This is a genomic window from Nocardioides oceani (assembly GCF_030412965.1).
Lineage (GTDB): Bacteria > Actinomycetota > Actinomycetes > Propionibacteriales > Nocardioidaceae > Nocardioides > Nocardioides oceani.
Genome location: NZ_JAUHJQ010000004.1, coordinates 189,467 through 207,141 on the forward strand (window position 1 = coordinate 189,467; position 17,675 = coordinate 207,141).

The window sequence follows — 17,675 nt, forward strand, 5'->3', positions numbered from 1 at the left end:
TGCTCCCTCTGCTCGGTGGGCCGGCGCCCCCGGGATGGAGACGCACGCGCTGGCATCGTCCCACCGGCCCGCGTGACCCGGACGGGGGCCCGCCCGTTGGTACGCTGCCGGGCGACGTGACGGGGGCGGACTCAATGGCGCGAGCGCTGCGCGGGGACATCCAGGGGCTGCGGGCGATCGCCGTCCTGGTCGTCGTCGCGAGCCACGCCGGGGTCGCGTGGCTGCCGGGCGGGTACGTCGGCGTCGACGTCTTCTTCGTGATCTCCGGCTACCTCATCGCGGGGCTGCTCTACCGCGAGGTCGACCGCGACGGCCGGTTCTCCCTGCTCAGCTTCTGGTCGCGGCGGGCGCGGCGGATCCTGCCGGCCGCGACGGTGGTGACCGCGGTGACGGTGCTGACCGCGCTGGCGTGGTTCAGCCTGCTCGACGCGCGCCAGGTCGTCGAGGACTCGCTGTGGGCGGCGTTCTTCGCCGCCAACCTCCACTTCGCCCGCCAGGACGTCGACTACTTCGCCGCCGACCTCGGCGTCTCCCCGCTCCAGCACTACTGGTCGCTGGCGGTCGAGGAGCAGTTCTACGTCGTGTGGCCGCTGCTCCTCCTCGCCTGCCTCGGTGTCGCCCGCCTGGCCGGCCGGCGGGCCGGCGGGGGCGAGGGCCGGGCCGGCACCGGCCTCCCCCGCGCCGCGGTCGCGGGCGTCCTGCTGGCGGTGACCGCCGCGTCGTTCGCCTGGTCGGTGGCGCACACCGCGGACCAGCCGACGGCGGCGTACTTCTCCACGCTCACCCGCGCCTGGGAGCTCGGGCTCGGCGCCCTCGTCGCCCTCCTGCCCGGGACGGCGCTGCGGCGGCTCGGGCGCGGCGGCGCGACGGCGCTGGCCGTGGCTGGCCTCGTGATGGTCGCGACCGCCTGCGTCGTGCTGACCGGGGCCACCGCCTTCCCGGGGTACGCCGCCGCGCTGCCGGTCGTCGGGACCGCGCTCGTGCTGGTGGCCGGCGCGGGGTCGGCCCGGCCGTGGAGCGACGCCGCGCTCGCGTGGAGGCCGCTGCGGGTGGTCGGCGACTGGTCCTACTCGCTGTACCTGTGGCACTGGCCCGCGCTGGTGCTGCCGGTCGGCCTGCTCGGCCGGCCGCTCGAGGCCTGGGAGTCCGCGGCCGCGGTGGCGGTCGCCCTCGCCCTGGCCGCGGTGACCTACACCTACGTCGAGCTGCCCTTCCGCGAGGGCCGGCCCGCGCTCGCCCTGGGCGTGCGGCGGGCGCTCGTGCTCTACCCCGCCAGCTTCGCGCTCGTGGCCGTCACCGGCGCGACCGCCTGGTGGTGGACCGGCGAGCGGGCCGACGCGGGCGACAACCCGGCGATCACCGCCGACGGCGCCGCGCACCCCGACGACCCGGACGGCACGGTCGCCCTCGTCCGCGCGTCCGTCGACGCGGCCCGCGAGCGGATGGCCGTGCCGAGCGACCTCTCCCCCAGCCTGCTCGACCTGCGCGGCTCGATCGCCGACGTGGGGAGCTGCGACTACGGCACCGGCGTGCGGCGGCTGTGCCCACGGGGCGACGCCGACGGCGAGCGCTCCGTCGTCGTCATCGGCGACTCCCACGCCCGGGCCTGGATCCCCGCCTTCGACCGGATCGCCGAGGAGGGCGGCTGGACGGCCTACTACCTCGTGATGTCGCAGTGCACCGCCGCCCACGTCGTCGTCGCCCCGGTCGACGAGGAACGGCCCTTCACCGAGTGCACCGACTTCCACGACTGGGTCGGCGAGCAGGTCGCCGAGCTGCAGCCGGACCTGGTGGTCGTCACGTCGTCCCCGCCGGTCAACGGCGTCTACGAGGGCGACCAGCGCTACGAGGCGCTCGACCGGGTCACCCCGCTGCTCGCCGCCGGGTACGACGACCTGTTCGCCGACCTCGGCCGGGCGGCGGACCGGGTGGTGCTCCTGCGCGACGTGCCCAAGTCGTCGTACGACCCCGGCACCTGCCTGACCACCGGCTCCCCCAGCCTCGCCGACTGCACGTTCGTGCCGGTCGAGCGCTCGCGCCGCCTCGGCGACGTCGCCGTCACCTCCGCCCGGCTGGCGGGCGCGGAGGTGGTCGACCCGACGCCGTGGCTGTGCTGGCAGGACCTCTGCCCGGTCGTCATCGGCGGCACGCTGTCCTACCGCGACACCGACCACCTGACGACGGAGTACGCCGCGTCGCTCGCCGGCGCGCTCGGCCGGGCGCTGCACATGCTCGACCGTCCGTGAGCACCCCCACCTTGTGACGATGACAGCGCCGGTGTCAGGGTGAGCGGCATGAAGATCTCGATGCCGCTCATGTACGACGGGAACCCGCGTCAGGCCGCCGACCAGGTCGTCGCCCTGGAGAAGGCCGGTCTCGACACGGTGTGGGTGGCCGAGGCGTACGGCTTCGACTCCCCGACGCTGATGGGCTACCTCGCGGCGAAGACCGAGACCCTCGAGATCGGCGCGGCGATCCTCAACGTCTTCTCGCGCACGCCGGGCGCGCTGCTGCAGACCGCCGCCGGCCTCGACAACGTCTCCGGCGGCCGCGCGGTCATCGGCCTCGGCGCCTCGGGCCCGCAGGTGATCGAGGGCTTCCACGGCATGCCGTACGACAAGCCGCTCGGCCGCACGCGTGAGGTCATCTCGATCCTGCGCCAGGGCCTGCGCCGCGAGCCGCTCGAGCACGACGGCAAGATCTTCACCCTCCCCCTCCCCGCGGACCAGGGCCTCGGCCTCGGCAAGCCGCTGAAGCTGCTCACCCGCCCCGAGCGGCCGGCCGTTCCGCTGTGGGTGGCCTCCCTCGGCGACGCCAACGTGGCGATGACCGCCGAGATCGCCGACGGCTGGATCCCCCACCTGTTCCTGCCCGAGAAGGCCCAGCAGGTCTGGGGCGCGGCGCTGGCCAAGGGTGCCGCGAAGCGCTCCCCCGACCTCGCCCCGCTCGAGGTCACCGCCGGCGGCATGGTCGCCGTCGGCGAGGGCGAGGACACCAAGGCGCTGCTCGACTTCGCCCGCCCGCTCTACGCGCTCTACGTCGGCGGCATGGGCGCCCGGGGCAAGAACTTTTACAACGACCTCGCCTGCCAGTACGGCTACGAGGCGGAGGCCAAGCAGATCCAGGACCTCTACCTCGACGGCAAGAAGAAGGAGGCCGAGGCGCTCGTGCCGCTGGAGTGGCTCGAGGCCGGCAACCTGGTGGGCCCGGAGTCCTACGTCAAGGAGCGGATCGCCGCCTTCCGCGAGGCCGGCGTCACTAACCTCCAGCTCACCCCCGCCACCGCCGACCCGGCCGCCACGATCGCCCAGGTCAAGGAGTGGGTGTCCTGATCGCTGGGGTACCCCGGGGGGGGTGTCAGGATCCCAAGTTCACTTGGGATCCTGACGCTTCCCTGCCATCGCCATGGCCGCGAAGCGTCAGAGATGGCCGCGGAGTGACCCCGTCTCGCCCGGCCCGCGTGGCCCGGCCCGCGTGGCCCGGCCCGCGTCGCCCGGCCCGCGTGGCCGGGCCGGCCGACCCTCAGTCCCGCGCGAGCGACCGCGCGATGACCGCGTTGGCGGCCCGCTGGAACCCGGTGACGACCGCCTCGAGCGTGAGGCGACGAAGCCGGGAGACGGTCTGCTCGAGCCGCTCGGCGTCCTCGGCGGAGTGCGCCTCGCGGCGGTAGGGACGCAGCACCTGCTCGCGCAGGATGTCGGTGAGCTCCTCGGCCAGCGCGTCCATGTGCCGGCGGATCGCCTCGCTGGCGGCCTCCATGCTGCCCGGCGGGATGTCGACGTCGAGCAGCTCGACGCCGACGGGGAGGTTCGGCATGGCGACGTACCGTCCGCCGTCCCGCTCGAGGGAGCCGAGCGCCTGCAGGGTCTCGAGGTCGCGGTCGGACAGCGAGCGGCCGGCGACCTCCTCGAGCTGGGCGCGGGTCAGCCGCTCCTGGGGCTGGGAGGACCACGAGGTGAGCATCGCCCGTTGGAGGGCGAGGTCCTCGACGGTCGCGTGCTCGGGCAGCCCGGCGAGCACGCGCTCGATCGCCTGCAGCGTGAAGCCGTGGTCCTGCAGCGCGCGGACCAGCTCGAGCCGCGCACGGTGCTCGGCGCCGTAGTAGGCGACCCGGCCGCGCCGCTCGGGCGGCGGGAGCAGCCCGAGGCTGGCGTAGTAGCGCGTCGTGCGCACGGTCAGGCCGACGGCCGTCGCGAGCTCGTCGACGGTGAGGACTGTGCTGCTCATGGGGCGAGCCTATCTTGATCGATGACAGTTCTGCTGTCACAGTGGCGCTGACACTCTGCTGCGACCCCGGCGAGGGGTCGACCCACCATGGAGGAACCATGCCGGAGCGCCCGTCCATCTACGAGCAGGAGCACGAGGACTTCCGCACGACCGTGCGCGCCTTCCTCGAGAAGGAGGTCGTCCCCCACCACGACCAGTGGGAGAAGGACGGCCAGGTCAGCCGCGAGGTGTGGCTCAAGGCCGGCGAGGCGGGCCTGCTCTGCTTCGACGTCGCCGAGGAGTACGGCGGGCCGGGGATCAAGGACTTCCGCTACAACGCGGTCGTCGCGGAGGAGATCTCCAAGGTCGGCGCGAGCGGGCTGGGCTTCCCCGTCCACACCGACATCATCGTCCCCTACATCAGCCAGCTCGGCACCGAGGAGCAGAAGCAGCGCTGGCTCCCGGGCCTGGTCAGCGGCGAGCTGATCTCCTCGATCGCGATGACCGAGCCCGGCGCCGGCTCGGACCTCCAGGGCATCCGCACCAGCGCGGTCGACAAGGGCGACCACTACGTGCTGAACGGGTCGAAGACCTTCATCAGCAACGGGATCATGAGCGACGTCGTCATCGTCGTCGCGCGCACCGACCCCGACGCCGGCCACCAGGGCATCAGCCTCCTGGTCGTCGAGCGCGGCATGGAGGGCTTCGAGCGCGGCCGCAACCTGGACAAGATGGGCATGAAGGCCCAGGACACCGCGGAGCTGTTCTTCGACAACGTCGTGGTCCCGAAGGAGAACCTGCTCGGCGAGGAGGGTTCCGGCTTCATCTCGCTCATGCTCAACCTGCCCCAGGAGCGGGTCTCGATCGCCGCGATCGCGGTGGCCGCGTGCGAGCACGTCCTCGACCTGTGCCTGAGCTACGCCAAGGAGCGCGAGGCGTTCGGCAAGCCGATCGGCAAGTTCCAGCACAACCGGTTCCTGCTCGCCGAGATGGCCACCGAGGTCCACATCGCCCGGCTCTTCGTCAACGACTGCATCCTCAAGCTCAACGAGGACAAGGTCGACACCTCGCTGGCCTCGATGGCCAAGTGGTGGACGACCGAGCTGCAGAAGAAGCTGGTCGACCAGGGCGTCCAGCTCCACGGCGGCTACGGCTACATGACGGAGTACCCCATCTCCAAGGCCTACGTGGACAGCCGGATCCAGACCATCTACGGCGGCACCACGGAGATCCAGAAGGAGATCATCGGCCGGAGCCTGGGCATCTGAGCCCCAGGTCACACCGCCCCTCGCACCAGTGGGACCGCCGCCCGGCCGCACCGGCCGGGCGGCGTAGCGTGCAACGGTGAGCAGCGAGGTCGTCCCAGCCGTCCGGTACGACACCCCCGGGCTGGTCCGCACCCTCGACGTGGGCGCCAAGGCGCTGCTCGTGGTCATGCTGACCCTCGCCCTGGCCTACCCCGACTCCAGCGGCCTCGAGGGCAAGGGTGCGGGCGCTCGGGCGGTCGGCTACCCGCTGCTGGCCTTCGCGATCCCGGCGACCTGGTGGTGGCACTGGCGCGACCGGGCGTCGTTCCCGTGGCTCGCGGACCTCCTGGTCACCCTCACCTGCTTCAGCGACACGCTGGGCAACCGGCTGGACCTCTACGACACCGTCGTGTGGTTCGACGACTTCATGCACTTCGCCAACCTCGGCCTGCTCACCGCGGCCGTGGTCCTGCTGACCATGCACCGCAGCTCGCCGCTCGCCGCCGTGCTCGAGCGGTCGCTGGCGTTCGGCGCGACCGCCGCGGTGGCCTGGGAGCTCGCGGAGTACGCCGCGTTCCTCAGCCGGCACTCCGAGCGCCACCACGCCTACGCCGACACCCTCGGCGACCTCGCGCTCGGCATCCTCGGCTCGCTCGTCGCCGCCGCCGTCGTCCATCGCGCCTGGGCGGCCGGCCACCTGCGGTCGACCGCGCCGCAGCTCGAGCACGCCGGCCCGACCGTCCGGGCCGCGGGATAGCCTGCTGGCGATGGACGCCGCGACCCCGGACCCCCGCCCGACGCCCCAGCAGGTACGTCGTGCGCTCGCGCGCGCCGAGCGCGGGGCCGCGCTGGACGTGGCCGAGGCCGCCGCGCTCCTCGCCGCGACCGGCCCCGAGCTCGACCGGCTCTGCGCCGCCGCGGCCAAGGTCCGCGACGCCGGCCTCGTGGCCGCCGGCCGGCCGGGCGTGGTGACGTACTCACCCAAGGTCTTCATCCCGGTCACGCGCCTGTGCCGCGACCGCTGCCACTACTGCACCTTCGTCGAGACGCCCGGACAGGCCGCCCGCGAGGGCCGCGCGCCGTACCTCTCGCCCGACGAGGTCCTCGACATCGCCCGCCAGGGCGCCGAGCTGGGATGCCTGGAGGCGCTGTTCACCCTCGGGGACCGGCCCGAGGACCGCTGGCCCGAGGCGCGCGCCTGGCTCGACGAGCAGGGCTACGACTCGACGCTGGCCTACGTCCGGGCGCTCGCGGTGCGGGTGCTGGAGGAGACCGGCCTGCTGCCCCACCTCAACCCCGGCGTCATGTCCTGGGAGGAGATGAACCGGCTCAAGCCGGTCGCGCCCTCGATGGGGATGATGCTGGAGACCACCTCCCGGCGGCTGCACGAGACCAAGGGCTCGGCGCACTTCGGCTCGCCCGACAAGGACCCCGCGGTGCGGCTGCGGGTGCTCGAGGACGCCGGCCGGCTCTCGATCCCCTTCACCACCGGCCTGCTCGTCGGCATCGGCGAGACGCTCGCCGAGCGCGCCGAGACGGTCTTCGCGCTGCGCGCCACCTCACGAGCGTTCGGCGCCGTGCAGGAGGTGATCGTCCAGAACTTCCGGGCCAAGCCGGACACCGCGATGCGGCACACCGACGACCTCGACCTCGACGAGTACCGCGCCGCCATCGCGGTCACCCGCATCGTCCTCGGCCCCCGGGCCCGGGTGCAGGCGCCGCCGAACCTGGTCGACCTGGCCGAGTGCCGCGCGCTGCTCGGGGCGGGCGTCGACGACTGGGGCGGCGTCTCCCCGCTCACCCCGGACCACGTCAACCCCGAGCGGCCGTGGCCCTCCCTCGAGCGGCTCCGGGCGATCAGCGCCGAGTGCGGCTTCGAGCTCGCCGCCCGGCTGACCATCCACCCCGAGCACGTCCGCGCCGCGCTCGACGCCGGCGCCCCCTGGCTGGACCCGCGGGTCGCCGGCCACGTCGCGGCCCTGGCCGGGCCCGACGGCCTCGCGCGCCCCGGCGTACGCCCCACCGGGCTGCCCTGGCAGGAGCCCGACGGCGGGTTCGCCAGCATGACCACCGGCGCCGGCCGGACCGACCTGCACGCGGCGGTGGACACCGAGGGCCGCACCGAGGACCGGCGCTCGGACTTCGCCGACGTCTACGGCGACTGGGACTCCGTGCGCGACGCCGCGTCGAGCACCGGCACGCCCGCGGTCCTGCACAGCGAGGGCCGGGAGGCGCTCGCCGCGGCGGAGGCGGACCCGGGGAACCTCTCCGACGAGCACGCGCTCACGCTGATGACCGCCGAGGGCCCGCTGCTCGAGCAGGTCTGCCGGCTGGCCGACGACCTGCGCCGCGAGGTGGTCGGCGACGACGTGACGTACGTCGTGAACCGGAACATCAACTTCACCAACGTCTGCTACGTCGGCTGCCGGTTCTGCGCGTTCGCCCAGCGACGCACCGACGCCGACGCGTTCTCCCTCTCCCTGGACCAGGTCGCCGACCGCGCCCAGGAGGCCTGGGACCTCGGCGCGACCGAGGTCTGCATGCAGGGCGGCATCGACCCCGAGCTGCCCGCCACGGCGTACTTCGACCTGGTCACCGCGGTCAAGCAGCGCGTGCCCGAGATGCACGTCCACGCCTTCAGCCCGATGGAGGTCGTCAACGGCACCGCCCGGACCGGGCTGTCCGTCGAGGACTTCCTCATCAAGGCCCGCGAGGCCGGCCTCGGCTCGCTGCCGGGGACCGCCGCGGAGATCCTCGACGACGAGGTCCGCTGGGTGCTGACCAAGGGCAAGCTGCCCGCCCGCACCTGGATCGAGATCGTCTCCACCGCGCACCGCGTGGGCATCCCGACGACCTCGACGATGATGTACGGCCACGTCGACAACCCGCGCCACTGGGTCGGCCACCTGCGGGTGCTCTCCCGCATCCAGGACGCCTCGGTGGACGCCGGCGGGGCGCGGTTCACCGAGTTCGTGCCGCTGCCGTTCGTGCACACCTCCGCGCCGATCTACCTCGCCGGCGTCGCCCGCCCCGGGCCGACCCTGCGCGACAACCTCGCGGTGCACGCGATGGCCCGGATCCTGCTCCACGGCCGGATCGACAACATCCAGACCTCGTGGGTCAAGCTCGGCGTCGACGGCACCCGCGCGATGCTCCGCGCCGGCGCCAACGACCTCGGCGGGACGCTGATGGAGGAGACCATCTCGCGGATGGCCGGCTCCGAGCACGGCTCGGCCAAGACCGTCGCCGAGCTGGTCGAGATCGGCGCCGGGATCGGGCGCCCGGTCGTCGAGCGCACCACGACGTACGCAGCCCGGTCCTGACCGGCTCCGACCGGGGTTTGGTCGTCCGGTCGGGCCGGTAAACTCCCCGCGGCGGGCCGCCGGGCCCGGGCGAGGGCAGGCATGGGATACCCGAAGGTCGACGACGAGTACGACGGTCGCTACCGCATCGTGCGTCGGATCGGGCACGGCGGCATGGGCGTGGTCTACGAGGCCGTCGACAAGGTGCTCAACCGCTCGGTCGCCCTCAAGATCGTCCTCCCCTCGCTGCCCGACCGCGAGGACTTCCACGCGCGGTTCGCGCGCGAGGCCTCCGTCCTGGCCCGCATCCGCTCGCGCAACATCGTGGGCATCCACGAGTACGGCGAGACCGACGACACCGTCTACTTCGTCACCGAGCTCTTCCCCGACGGTGACCTGCGCACCTGGCTGCAGACCCACGGCCCGCTCGACCGCCGCGCCTCCCTCTCGCTCGTGGCCCAGACCTGCGAGGCGCTCGCCGACGCTCACGCCGCCGGCGTCATCCACCGCGACGTCAAGCCCGGGAACGTGCTGCTCTGGCACCGGCCCGAGGGGCTCATCCCCTACCTCGCCGACTTCGGCATCGCGCTCGACGGGAACGCCTCGGAGCAGGAGGGGCTGACTCGCGCCGGCACGCTCGTCGGCAGCCCGGCGTACATGGCTCCCGAGCGGCACTTCGGGCACGCCGCCGACGAGCGCGGCGACGTGTACTCGATGGGCTGCCTGCTCTGGGCGGTGCTGACCGGCGACGCGCCGTACGCCGGCACGGACTTCCAGATGATCAACAGCCACGTGAACTCGCCGATCCCGCAGCTGCGGACCGGCCACCCGGTCGACGACCGCATCGACGAGCTGCTGGCCCGGACCCTGCACAAGGACCCCGAGCAGCGGGTCCAGTCCGCCGGCGACCTCCGCGAGGCGCTGCTGGCGATCATCCGCGACATCGACTCCGGCCGGCTCCCTCCGCCGGGGCCGGTCACCGGCGCGGACGACCCGGTCGAGGCGGCCGCGCCCGCGACCCCGCCCCTGGCCGCTCCGACGGCCGAGCCCGAGCCCGAGGACGACCGCACGGTCATCAAGCCCGCGGCCGGCGTCCTGGGCGGCGCGGCCGCTGCCGCCGCCGCCGCCGCCGCGGCCCGCGAGGCGCACGACGAGCCGCAGGCCGACAGCACGGTCGCCCGGAAGTTGGTGACGCCCGCGCCGGTCGCCGCAGCGGGTGCCGGTCACGGCGCCGACGGCTCGTCCGGCGGCTCCCACGACGGCCCGGTCGACGGACCCCAGGACGGGCCGACCGGCCCCGCGCCGGGTCCCCGCGACCGGCGCCGGCGAGGCGGCCTCGCCGCCCTGGCCGCGGCCGGGCTCGTGGCCGTGGTCGCCGTGGCGGCCGTCGCCGTCAACGCCTCCACCGGCGACGACGAGCCCTCGGCAGGCGACCCCACCCCGACCGGGTCGGCCACGACGGGGGCGACGGATCCCGCGAGCCCCAGCGACAGCGCGAGCCCCAGCGCCTCCGCCGACGCGCCGGCCGCACCCGAGGCACCGCGCGTCGAGGCCCGCGGCGGCTACCGCTCGGTGTCGTTCCGCATCCGGGAGGCCACCGAGCCCGGCGGCGACGTCGTGCAGACCACGGAGTACGACGTCCGCGGCGCCGGCTGGCAGTCGCTGGGCGACACCCGCTTCACCGTCGACACCGACCAGGGCGGCGAGCGGGTCTGCGTCCGCGTGCGGACGGTCGCCGAGTCCGCCGCCGGCGGCACCTCGACCAGCGAGGTCCAGCGCGACTGCGCGAGCTCGGACGCCCGCGTCGTCCGCCTCGTGCGGACCCCGGGACCGTGCACGACGACCGCGCAGGGCTTCACCTACCCGTGCGCGTGGTACGGCGTGGAGGTCGCCGGCTTCACCTCCGGCACCCGCCCGGTCCCGCGGTTGACGTCCGCGCAGGTCGGCGAGTGGTGCGAGCAGGGCGTCGACTGCGTCCCGATCCCGGTCGGCCAGGACGGTCGCGGCCGGGTGCCGCGCCTGGCGAAGGTCGCGCGTGACGAGGGCGTCGTGACGCTCGTCGTCGACGGGGTCCGTGTGCGGGCCCGCGTCGCCTACCCCTGAGCCACGACACGCACGACGCCCCCGACCGGGTGGTCGGGGGCGTCGTGGTCGTGGGAGCGAGGTCAGCCGCCGGGGCGGCCGGCCTCAGGAGCCCGGCGGCGGGGGCGGCGGGGGCTCGGTCGGCGGCGGGGGCGGCGGGTCGGTGGGCGTGCCACCGCCACCGCCACCTCCGCCGCCACCCCCACCACCGCCACCACCGCCACCGCTCGACGGCGGGGCGACGGTGATCAGCTTGCGGGCGACGGAGGCACCGGCGATGTTCCCGGCACCGCCGGCGGCCAGCACGCGCCAGAAGCTCTTGCCGATCCGGGCGGACGTCGCGGAGATGGCGTAGGAGCCGTTCCCGGCCGTCCGGCCGCGGCTGACGGTGCGCCAGCTGCCGCCGACGTACTTCTGCAGCTGGATGGCGGCGCGGCGGGCCGGCAGCGCGCGGCCGCGCATCGTGAGCCGGGTGCCCTGGCGGATGGTCCGCTGGGCCAGCGACGCGGTGACGTTCGCCCGGACCAGGACCTTGAGGGTCGTCGAGGACGCCTCGTGCTTGCTCGAGCCGGGGAAGGACAGCCGGTAGACGGTGTTCTTCGCCGGCTGCACCGCCTTCTTCAGGGCGCCACCGGCGCCCACGCTCGTGGTGGCGACCTTGCGGAACCTCTTGTCGCCCGGGCCCTTGGCGGCAAGCGTCAGCTTGCCGGCGACGCCCGAGCCGCCCAGCACCTCGCGGACGCGGCCGACGAGGTTCACCTTCTCGCCGTAGACCACGCGGACGGTGCCGGCCTTCGACGTGCCGCGCCGCAGGGAGGCGTCGGTCTTGATCGCCTCGAACTCGTAGGTCTTCAGCGGGCCGCCGGAGCGGACGATGAGCTTGTCGACCTGGAAGGCGTTGCCGTCGCACCCGAAGAGGAACCCGATGCGCGCGCCCTCACCGTCACCGCCGCGCAGCTGCGCGAAGGACTGGAGGTCCAGCGGGAACGACGTCGCGTCCTCGGTGCCGTCGGCGGTGTAGTGCCGCCAGGAGTAGGTGAGGGCGGAGCCGTCGATCGTGCGCCAGTCGGGCTTCTCGTCGGGGTTGAGGTCGGTGATCAGGTCGGAGGTGCCGATCCAGTAGCCGTCGTCGTCGGGCGCCTCGTAGCGCACCGACGCGATGCCCTGGCTCTGCGCGGCCGTGGTCCGCAGCCGGATCGTGAAGGTGCTCAGCTGCGTGGGCCGGCCGGAGTAGGCCAGCGCGCCGACGGCCGTGCCCTCGCCCGAGGGCTGCCAGCCGATGCTCGCGCGGCCCGAGTCGGGCTTGTTGCGGACGACCCGGAAGGTCGGCGCTTTGCCGGGGGCGGCGCCGGGGTCGACGCAGTCGCGGACCGCGAGGCGCAGCCCCGCGGCCTGGAAGTGGTCACCGTCGACGCGGGTGGCGCCGACGGCGACGCCGGGCAACGCCGTGACGGCGAGGGTGACGGCGCCGACGGCGCCGATGAGAGCTCTGCGCATCTACAAACCTCGGAGGGTGGGGGAACGTTCCCAGGTGGAAGAACGACCGGTCGGGCCGCCCACCCGGCTCTACCCGCGCGCGGACCTGCGGAAACGCATGGTCCCGACCGGGCCGGGGTATCTGCTCTGCGCTCCCTCCACCTCCCCCCACCACAGAAGGAGCACACGATGGGTTTCATCTTCTGGATCCTGGCCGTCATCCTGGTAATCGCCGGCATCTTCCAGCTCTTCAAGGGCCAGATGCTCTGGGGCATCGTCCTCATCATCGTCGGCTTCGCCGTCGGCCCGGGCGGCTACAGCATCTTCAACTAGCGAGCGCCTCGGCCGCGACGCGGAGGTCGGCGACCAGCTCGCTGTACGCCGCGTCGCGGTCGTCCGCGCGCAGCACGGCCGACGGGTGGGCCGTCGTCAGCACCCACCCCGGCGGGTCGTCGGTCGCGAGGCCGGCCGGCCAGTCGACCAGCCGCCCGCGGCTCTCCCCCACCCGGAACCGTGAGCCGTAGACCGCCTTTCCCGCGGTCCCGCCCAGCAGCACCGCACCCTCCGGGTGCACCACCGACAGCTCCGCCCGCAGCCACGGGGCGCAGGCCGAGACGTGCGCCGCCGTCGGCGACTGGTGGATCCGCCGCTTCCCGCGCGTGCCGGACCAGCGGAAGTGCTTGACCACGTTCGTCCGGTAGACACCGGCGGGGTCGATGCCCACCTCCGCCAGGGCGCGGTCGAGGACCCGCCCGGCCGGGCCGACGAACGGCTCGCCCTCGACGTCCTCGCGGTCGCCGGGCTGCTCGCCGAGCACCAGCAGCCGCGCGTCCGTCGGACCGGAGCCCATCACGGCCTGGGTCGCGTCGGCGTACAGTTCGCACCCCCGGCACGCCTGCACCGCCTCGAGCAGCGCCGGGTGCGTCGGCCTCTCCGGCACCCACTGCTCGGCCCCGGGCCGCTCCACGTCGTCGTGCGCCACGCGCGGGCAGTACCCCGCCGCGCGCGGGTCGATCACCGATCGGCCACTGATCGATCCGGGTCGGCTGGGTACCGGCCGGGTCCACCGCCCGGGCGCTCCCCGGGCGGGACCGACACACAAGGAGGACTGGTGGCCGAGAGCATCGTCGAGGACGAGCTGTGGGAGGACTTCCACCGCGTGGTGAACATGACCTCGCGCGAGCTGCGTGACTGGCTGGGCGTGCAGGGTGCCGGGGAGGAGACCGAGGCGCTGCCCGACCAGGCCGGCCCCGAGCTGGGCCACCAGGTGCTCGCGATCCTCGGCAAGCGGCGCGCCGACCTGACGCCGGGCGACGTCGAGGTGATGGACCGCGTCGTGGAGCTCGTCGTGGCCGAGCGCGGTCCAGAGCTCGAGCCGACCGCCGGCGAGGACTCCTGGCGGCGGGGCCTGATGAACCTCGGGCACGACCCGCTCAAGCCGTAGCCGGCCTCGCACGCCCCCGACCGCTGCGCTCTAGGGTCGGGGGCGTGCGCACGCTGGCCGACGTCCTCGCCGAGCTCCACCGGACCGACCGGGAGCCGGGCGGTGCCGCGTGCCTGGTCCGCGACGGCGAGATCGTCGACGAGGCGTGGGTGGGCACCCGCGACGGGACGACGCCGTGGACGCCGGACACGCTCGTGCTGTGCTACTCGGTGGCCAAGCCGCTGACGGCGCTGACCGTCCTGTCGGTCGTGGCCGAGGGGTTGCTGGAGCTCGACGAACCGGTCTCCGCGGTGTGGCCGGAGTACGCCGCGCACGGCAAGGGCGCGACGACCGTCCGGCAGGTCCTCGCGCACCAGGCCGGGCAGCCGGCCTTCCCGCCCCGCGCGGCCTCCCTCGCCCACGACGACCGCGAGGCGCTCGTCGCGCTCCTGGCCGACGCCGCTCCCGAGCACGAGCCGGGCACGGCCGTCGCCGAGCACGCGCTGACCTACGGCCACCTCTGCGACGAGATCGTGCGCCGCGCGGCGGGCGAGCCGCTGGCGGAGCGGTTCGCGCGGATCGTGGCCCCGCACGGCTGGGACCTGCACCTGGCGGTCGCGCCGGCGGACCTGGACCGGGTCGCGGACGTGGTGCCGCTCGACCCGGGCTGGCCGGCGACGTACCTCGACGACCCGGGGTGGGGCCCGGCGCTCGGCCGGCCGCCGGGGCTGCTCGACCCCGCGGTGGTCAACGGACCGGCGTTCCGGACCGGGTCGTTCGCCGCAGTGTCGCTGCACGCCAGCGCGCAGGGGCTGGCGCTGCTCCAGGCCGACCTCGCCGACCCCGGCGGCGCGGTCGGGACGCTGCTCGGACCGACGTTGCACGCCGCGCTCACGACCGGCCAGGCCACCGGTCGCGACCGGGTGCTCGGCCGCGACGTCACCTGGACCCTGGGCTACCAGCGCGACCTGCTGCCCGACCCGACCCGCGTCGAGGTCGCGATGGGCGGTGTCGGCGGGTGCGCGGGCTGGACCTCGCTGACGGGCGGCTACGGCGCGGCGTACGTCAGCCGGGGGCTGGGGGACTCCGACCGCGCCGACCTGGTCGACGCGGTGGCGCTCGAGCGCGCCCGGACGGGGTGGAACAGGTTCTAGTCCGGCCCTAGGCTGCGGCGCGTGCGCTTCGCGATCAGCACCGCCTTCCTCCCCGTCTCCGAGCTGACCGCCATCGCGCGCGCGGCCGACGAGCTCGGGTACGACGCCCTAGCAATCCCCGACCACGTGGTCGACCTCGAGACGCTGCGGACGCCGTACCCCTACACCCCCGACGGCTCGCGGCGCTGGGGTCCGGAGGCCGAGTGGCCCGACCCATGGGTGCTCGCCGGATCGCTGGCCGCGGTCACCGAGCGGCTGCGGTTCTTCACCTCCGTCTACGTCCCGGCGATGCGCAACCCGTTCCAGGTGGCGAAGTCGGTGGGCACCGCGGCGGTGCTCTCGGGCAACCGGGTCGCGCTGGGCGTCGGGATCGGTTGGTGCGAGGAGGAGTTCGAGCTGCTCGAGCAGGGCTTCCGCACCCGGGGCCGGCGCACCGACGAGGGTCTCGCGCTGATGAAGCGGCTGTGGGAGCCCGGCTGGACGGAGTTCACCGGGGAGCACTACGCCGCGCCGCGCCTGGTCATGGAGCCCACCCCGACCGCGCCGGTGCCGGTGTACGTCGGCGGGCTCTCCGAGGTCGCGTTCCGCCGGGCGGCGCGGCACGACGGCTGGGTCGGCGACATGTACCGCACCGACGAGGCGGTCCGCTGGGCCACCCGGCTCCGCGAGGTCCGGGAGGAGGCCGGCGCGACCGGCGACTTCCGGGTGATCGTCGCGCTGACCGACGCCGTCCTCCCCGAGCAGTTCGCCCGGGCCGAGGCGGGCGGCGTCACCGACTGCATGACGATGCCGTGGGCCTACTACACCGGCCTCGAGGCGACACTCGACCAGAAGCTCGACGGCATGGCGCGCTTCGCCGAGGACGTGCTGCGGCCGATGGCCGGCTGAACCAGCAGCGGCGGCCCGCAGACGACGGTCAGGTCACTCCCACTCGATGGTGCCCGGCGGCTTCGAGGTGATGTCGACGGTGACCCGGTTGACCTCGCGCACCTCGTTGGTGATGCGGGTCGAGATCTTCTCCAGCACGTCGTACGGCAGTCGCGCCCAGTCGGCGGTCATCGCGTCCTCGGAGGTGACCGGGCGCAGGACGACCGGGTGGCCGTAGGTGCGGCCGTCGCCCTGGACGCCGACCGAGCGGACGTCGGCGAGCAGGACGACCGGCATCTGCCACACGTCGCGGTCCAGGCCGGCGCGGGTCATCTCCTCGCGGGCGATCGCGTCGGCCTCGCGCAGGATGTCGAGCCGCTCGCGGGTGACCTCGCCGATGATCCGGATGCCGAGGCCGGGGCCGGGGAACGGCTGGCGGTGGACGATCTCGGCGGGCAGGCCGAGCTGCTCGCCGACCTGGCGGACCTCGTCCTTGAACAGGGTGCGCAGCGGCTCGACCAGCTCGAGGTCCATGTCGTCGGGCAGGCCGCCGACGTTGTGGTGGGACTTGATGTTGGAGGTGCCCGCTCCTCCGCCGGACTCCACGACGTCGGGGTAGAGCGTGCCCTGCACGAGGAACGCGACCTTGTCGCCTCCCGGGGCGGCGCTCTGGTCGGCGAACCCGGCGAGGATCTCGGCGCGGGCGGCCTCGAAGACGCGGATGAACTCCCGCCCGATCGTCTTGCGCTTCTCCTCCGGGTCGGAGATGCCGGCCAGCGCGGAGAGGAACCGCTCCTCGGCGTCGACGACCTTGAGGTCCACGCCCGTCGCCGCCACGAAGTCGCGCTCGACCTGCTCGGTCTCGCCCTGGCGCATGAGGCCGTGGTCGACGTACACGCACGTCAGCCGGTCACCGATCGCGCGCTGCACGATGGCGGCCGCCACGGCGGAGTCGACGCCGCCGGACAGGCCGCAGATCGCCCGCCCGTTCTCGCCGACCTGCGCCCGGATCGCCTCGATCTGCTCCTCGACGATGTTGACCATCGTCCAGGTCGGCCGGCAGCCGGCGATGTCGTGGAGGAAGTGCTCGAGCACCTGCTGGCCGTGCTCGCTGTGCAGCACCTCGGGGTGCCACTGGACGCCGGCCAGGCCGCGGTCGACGTCCTCGAACGCCGCCACCGGCGTCACCGCCGTCGAGGCCAGCACCGAGAAGCCCTCGGGCGCCGCGGTCACCGAGTCGCCGTGCGACATCCAGACCCGGTGCGAGGCGGGTACGTCGGAGAGCAGCGTGCCCGGCTCGCTGACCGTGACCTCGGTGCGGCCGTACTCCCGCGCGCCGGTGTGCGACACCTCGCCCCCGAGCCCGCTGGCCATCAGCTGGAAGCCGTAGCACATGCCGAACACCGGCGTGCCGGCCGTGAACAGGTCCGTGTCGATCGACGGCGCGCCCTCGGCGTACACCGACGACGGCCCGCCCGAGAGGATGATCGCCTTCGGGCCGCGGGCCAGCATGTCGGCGACCGGCATCGTGTGCGGCACGATCTCGGAGTAGACCCGGGCCTCGCGCACCCGGCGGGCGATCAGCTGCGCGTACTGCGCCCCGAAGTCGACCACCAGGACCAGGTCGTGCTCTCCCACCGCCGTCATGAGGCGCAGCCTATCGGCGGCGGCCGGGCCGTCCGCGGGGTGCTCCGTCGCGGGGCCGGTGGGGCGCGTGGGGCGGCGCGGCGCATGGTCGGGCGCGGGTCGGCGCGCATCGCTGGAAGGTCTCCAGAGGCGTCGCTCCTCGACCTCGCGGCCTGGGTCCTCCGCCTCGCCAGCTCGGCGGAAGGGCCGTGAAATGCACCAGGGCCCGGCCGGGGAGGGAGGGTGGCCGGGCCCTGATCGTCCACGCAGCTGTTGGACAGTGCTTGGACCA

At 74.2% G+C, this 17,675-nt stretch carries 14 protein-coding genes; 10 read left to right on the top strand and 4 right to left on the bottom strand.

Annotation, left to right across the window (positions count from 1 at the left end):
- The first annotated feature begins 134 nt into the window (after positions 1–134).
- On the top strand, positions 135–2,246 hold the full coding sequence (locus tag QWY28_RS12210) for an acyltransferase family protein (RefSeq protein ID WP_300952836.1): 2,112 nt from the start codon (positions 135–137) through the stop codon (positions 2,244–2,246).
- Between the two features lie 48 nt (positions 2,247–2,294).
- A complete protein-coding gene (locus QWY28_RS12215) occupies positions 2,295–3,332 on the top strand; it encodes an LLM class F420-dependent oxidoreductase (RefSeq protein WP_300952837.1) in 1,038 nt (345 codons plus the stop codon).
- A 190-nt stretch (positions 3,333–3,522) separates the two neighbouring features.
- Here QWY28_RS12215 and QWY28_RS12220 read toward each other — a convergent pair whose 3' ends face one another.
- Positions 3,523–4,227: a MerR family transcriptional regulator gene (locus tag QWY28_RS12220; protein ID WP_300952838.1), complete on the bottom strand. Its 705-nt coding sequence runs from the start codon at positions 4,225–4,227 to the stop codon at positions 3,523–3,525.
- Positions 4,228–4,325: 98 nt separating this feature from the next.
- Here QWY28_RS12220 and QWY28_RS12225 point away from each other — a divergent pair, with 98 nt between their 5' ends.
- The 4 genes from QWY28_RS12225 (at position 4,326) to QWY28_RS12240 (ending at position 10,858) form a co-directional block, all read left to right on the top strand.
- Complete coding sequence (locus tag QWY28_RS12225; protein WP_300952839.1) at positions 4,326–5,474, top strand: acyl-CoA dehydrogenase family protein; 1,149 nt, start codon at positions 4,326–4,328, stop codon at positions 5,472–5,474.
- A gap of 76 nt (positions 5,475–5,550) precedes the next feature.
- Positions 5,551–6,210, top strand: coding sequence for a DUF2238 domain-containing protein (locus QWY28_RS12230; protein ID WP_300952840.1), 660 nt, complete (start codon positions 5,551–5,553; stop codon positions 6,208–6,210).
- 10 nt (positions 6,211–6,220) lie between these two features.
- The gene (locus QWY28_RS12235) at positions 6,221–8,776 is read left to right on the top strand and encodes a bifunctional FO biosynthesis protein CofGH (RefSeq protein WP_300952841.1); all 2,556 of its coding nucleotides are present in this window, start codon (positions 6,221–6,223) and stop codon (positions 8,774–8,776) included.
- Positions 8,777–8,857: 81 nt separating this feature from the next.
- Positions 8,858–10,858, top strand: a complete 2,001-nt coding sequence (locus QWY28_RS12240; RefSeq protein WP_300952842.1) for a serine/threonine-protein kinase — start codon at positions 8,858–8,860, stop codon at positions 10,856–10,858.
- Positions 10,859–10,942: 84 nt separating this feature from the next.
- On the opposite strand, the gene QWY28_RS12245 is transcribed toward QWY28_RS12240, so the two are convergent.
- On the bottom strand, positions 10,943–12,334 hold the full coding sequence (locus tag QWY28_RS12245; protein ID WP_300952843.1) for a hypothetical protein: 1,392 nt from the start codon (positions 12,332–12,334) through the stop codon (positions 10,943–10,945).
- A gap of 168 nt (positions 12,335–12,502) precedes the next feature.
- On the opposite strand from QWY28_RS12245, the gene QWY28_RS12250 reads away from it, so the two are divergent.
- Positions 12,503–12,646: a GPGG-motif small membrane protein gene (locus QWY28_RS12250; RefSeq protein WP_300952844.1), complete on the top strand. Its 144-nt coding sequence runs from the start codon at positions 12,503–12,505 to the stop codon at positions 12,644–12,646.
- Here QWY28_RS12250 and QWY28_RS12255 read toward each other — a convergent pair.
- Positions 12,639–13,331: a UdgX family uracil-DNA binding protein gene (locus QWY28_RS12255; RefSeq protein WP_300952845.1), complete on the bottom strand. Its 693-nt coding sequence runs from the start codon at positions 13,329–13,331 to the stop codon at positions 12,639–12,641. The two genes, QWY28_RS12250 and QWY28_RS12255, sit on opposite strands and share 8 nt — an antisense overlap.
- Positions 13,332–13,424: 93 nt before the next feature.
- Here QWY28_RS12255 and QWY28_RS12260 point away from each other — a divergent pair, with 93 nt between their 5' ends.
- From QWY28_RS12260 to QWY28_RS12270, 3 genes are read left to right on the top strand one after another with little or no spacing between them, the layout of a single operon-like run.
- The gene (locus tag QWY28_RS12260) at positions 13,425–13,757 is read left to right on the top strand and encodes a DUF3140 domain-containing protein (RefSeq protein ID WP_300952846.1); all 333 of its coding nucleotides are present in this window, start codon (positions 13,425–13,427) and stop codon (positions 13,755–13,757) included.
- 44 nt (positions 13,758–13,801) lie between these two features.
- Complete coding sequence (locus tag QWY28_RS12265) at positions 13,802–14,890, top strand: serine hydrolase domain-containing protein (protein WP_300952847.1); 1,089 nt, start codon at positions 13,802–13,804, stop codon at positions 14,888–14,890.
- A 21-nt stretch (positions 14,891–14,911) separates the two neighbouring features.
- Positions 14,912–15,778, top strand: a complete 867-nt coding sequence (locus QWY28_RS12270) for a TIGR03619 family F420-dependent LLM class oxidoreductase (protein ID WP_300952848.1) — start codon at positions 14,912–14,914, stop codon at positions 15,776–15,778.
- 33 nt (positions 15,779–15,811) lie between these two features.
- Here the strand turns inward: QWY28_RS12270 and guaA are convergent, their stop codons facing one another.
- Complete coding sequence (gene guaA / locus QWY28_RS12275) at positions 15,812–17,404, bottom strand: glutamine-hydrolyzing GMP synthase (protein WP_300952849.1); 1,593 nt, start codon at positions 17,402–17,404, stop codon at positions 15,812–15,814.
- Positions 17,405–17,675: the final 271 nt, after the last annotated feature.

Coding starts and splice junctions, on each gene's coding strand:
- QWY28_RS12225 (WP_300952839.1), top strand. CDS start 4,326: ATGCCGGAGCGCCCGTCCATCTACGAGCAGGAGCACGAGGACTTCCGC.
- QWY28_RS12250 (WP_300952844.1), top strand. CDS start 12,503: ATGGGTTTCATCTTCTGGATCCTGGCCGTCATCCTGGTAATCGCCGGC.
- QWY28_RS12240 (WP_300952842.1), top strand. CDS start 8,858: ATGGGATACCCGAAGGTCGACGACGAGTACGACGGTCGCTACCGCATC.
- QWY28_RS12220 (WP_300952838.1), bottom strand. CDS start 4,227: ATGAGCAGCACAGTCCTCACCGTCGACGAGCTCGCGACGGCCGTCGGC.
- QWY28_RS12210 (WP_300952836.1), top strand. CDS start 135: ATGGCGCGAGCGCTGCGCGGGGACATCCAGGGGCTGCGGGCGATCGCC.
- QWY28_RS12215 (WP_300952837.1), top strand. CDS start 2,295: ATGAAGATCTCGATGCCGCTCATGTACGACGGGAACCCGCGTCAGGCC.
- guaA (WP_300952849.1), bottom strand. CDS start 17,404: ATGACGGCGGTGGGAGAGCACGACCTGGTCCTGGTGGTCGACTTCGGG.
- QWY28_RS12235 (WP_300952841.1), top strand. CDS start 6,221: ATGGACGCCGCGACCCCGGACCCCCGCCCGACGCCCCAGCAGGTACGT.
- QWY28_RS12245 (WP_300952843.1), bottom strand. CDS start 12,334: ATGCGCAGAGCTCTCATCGGCGCCGTCGGCGCCGTCACCCTCGCCGTC.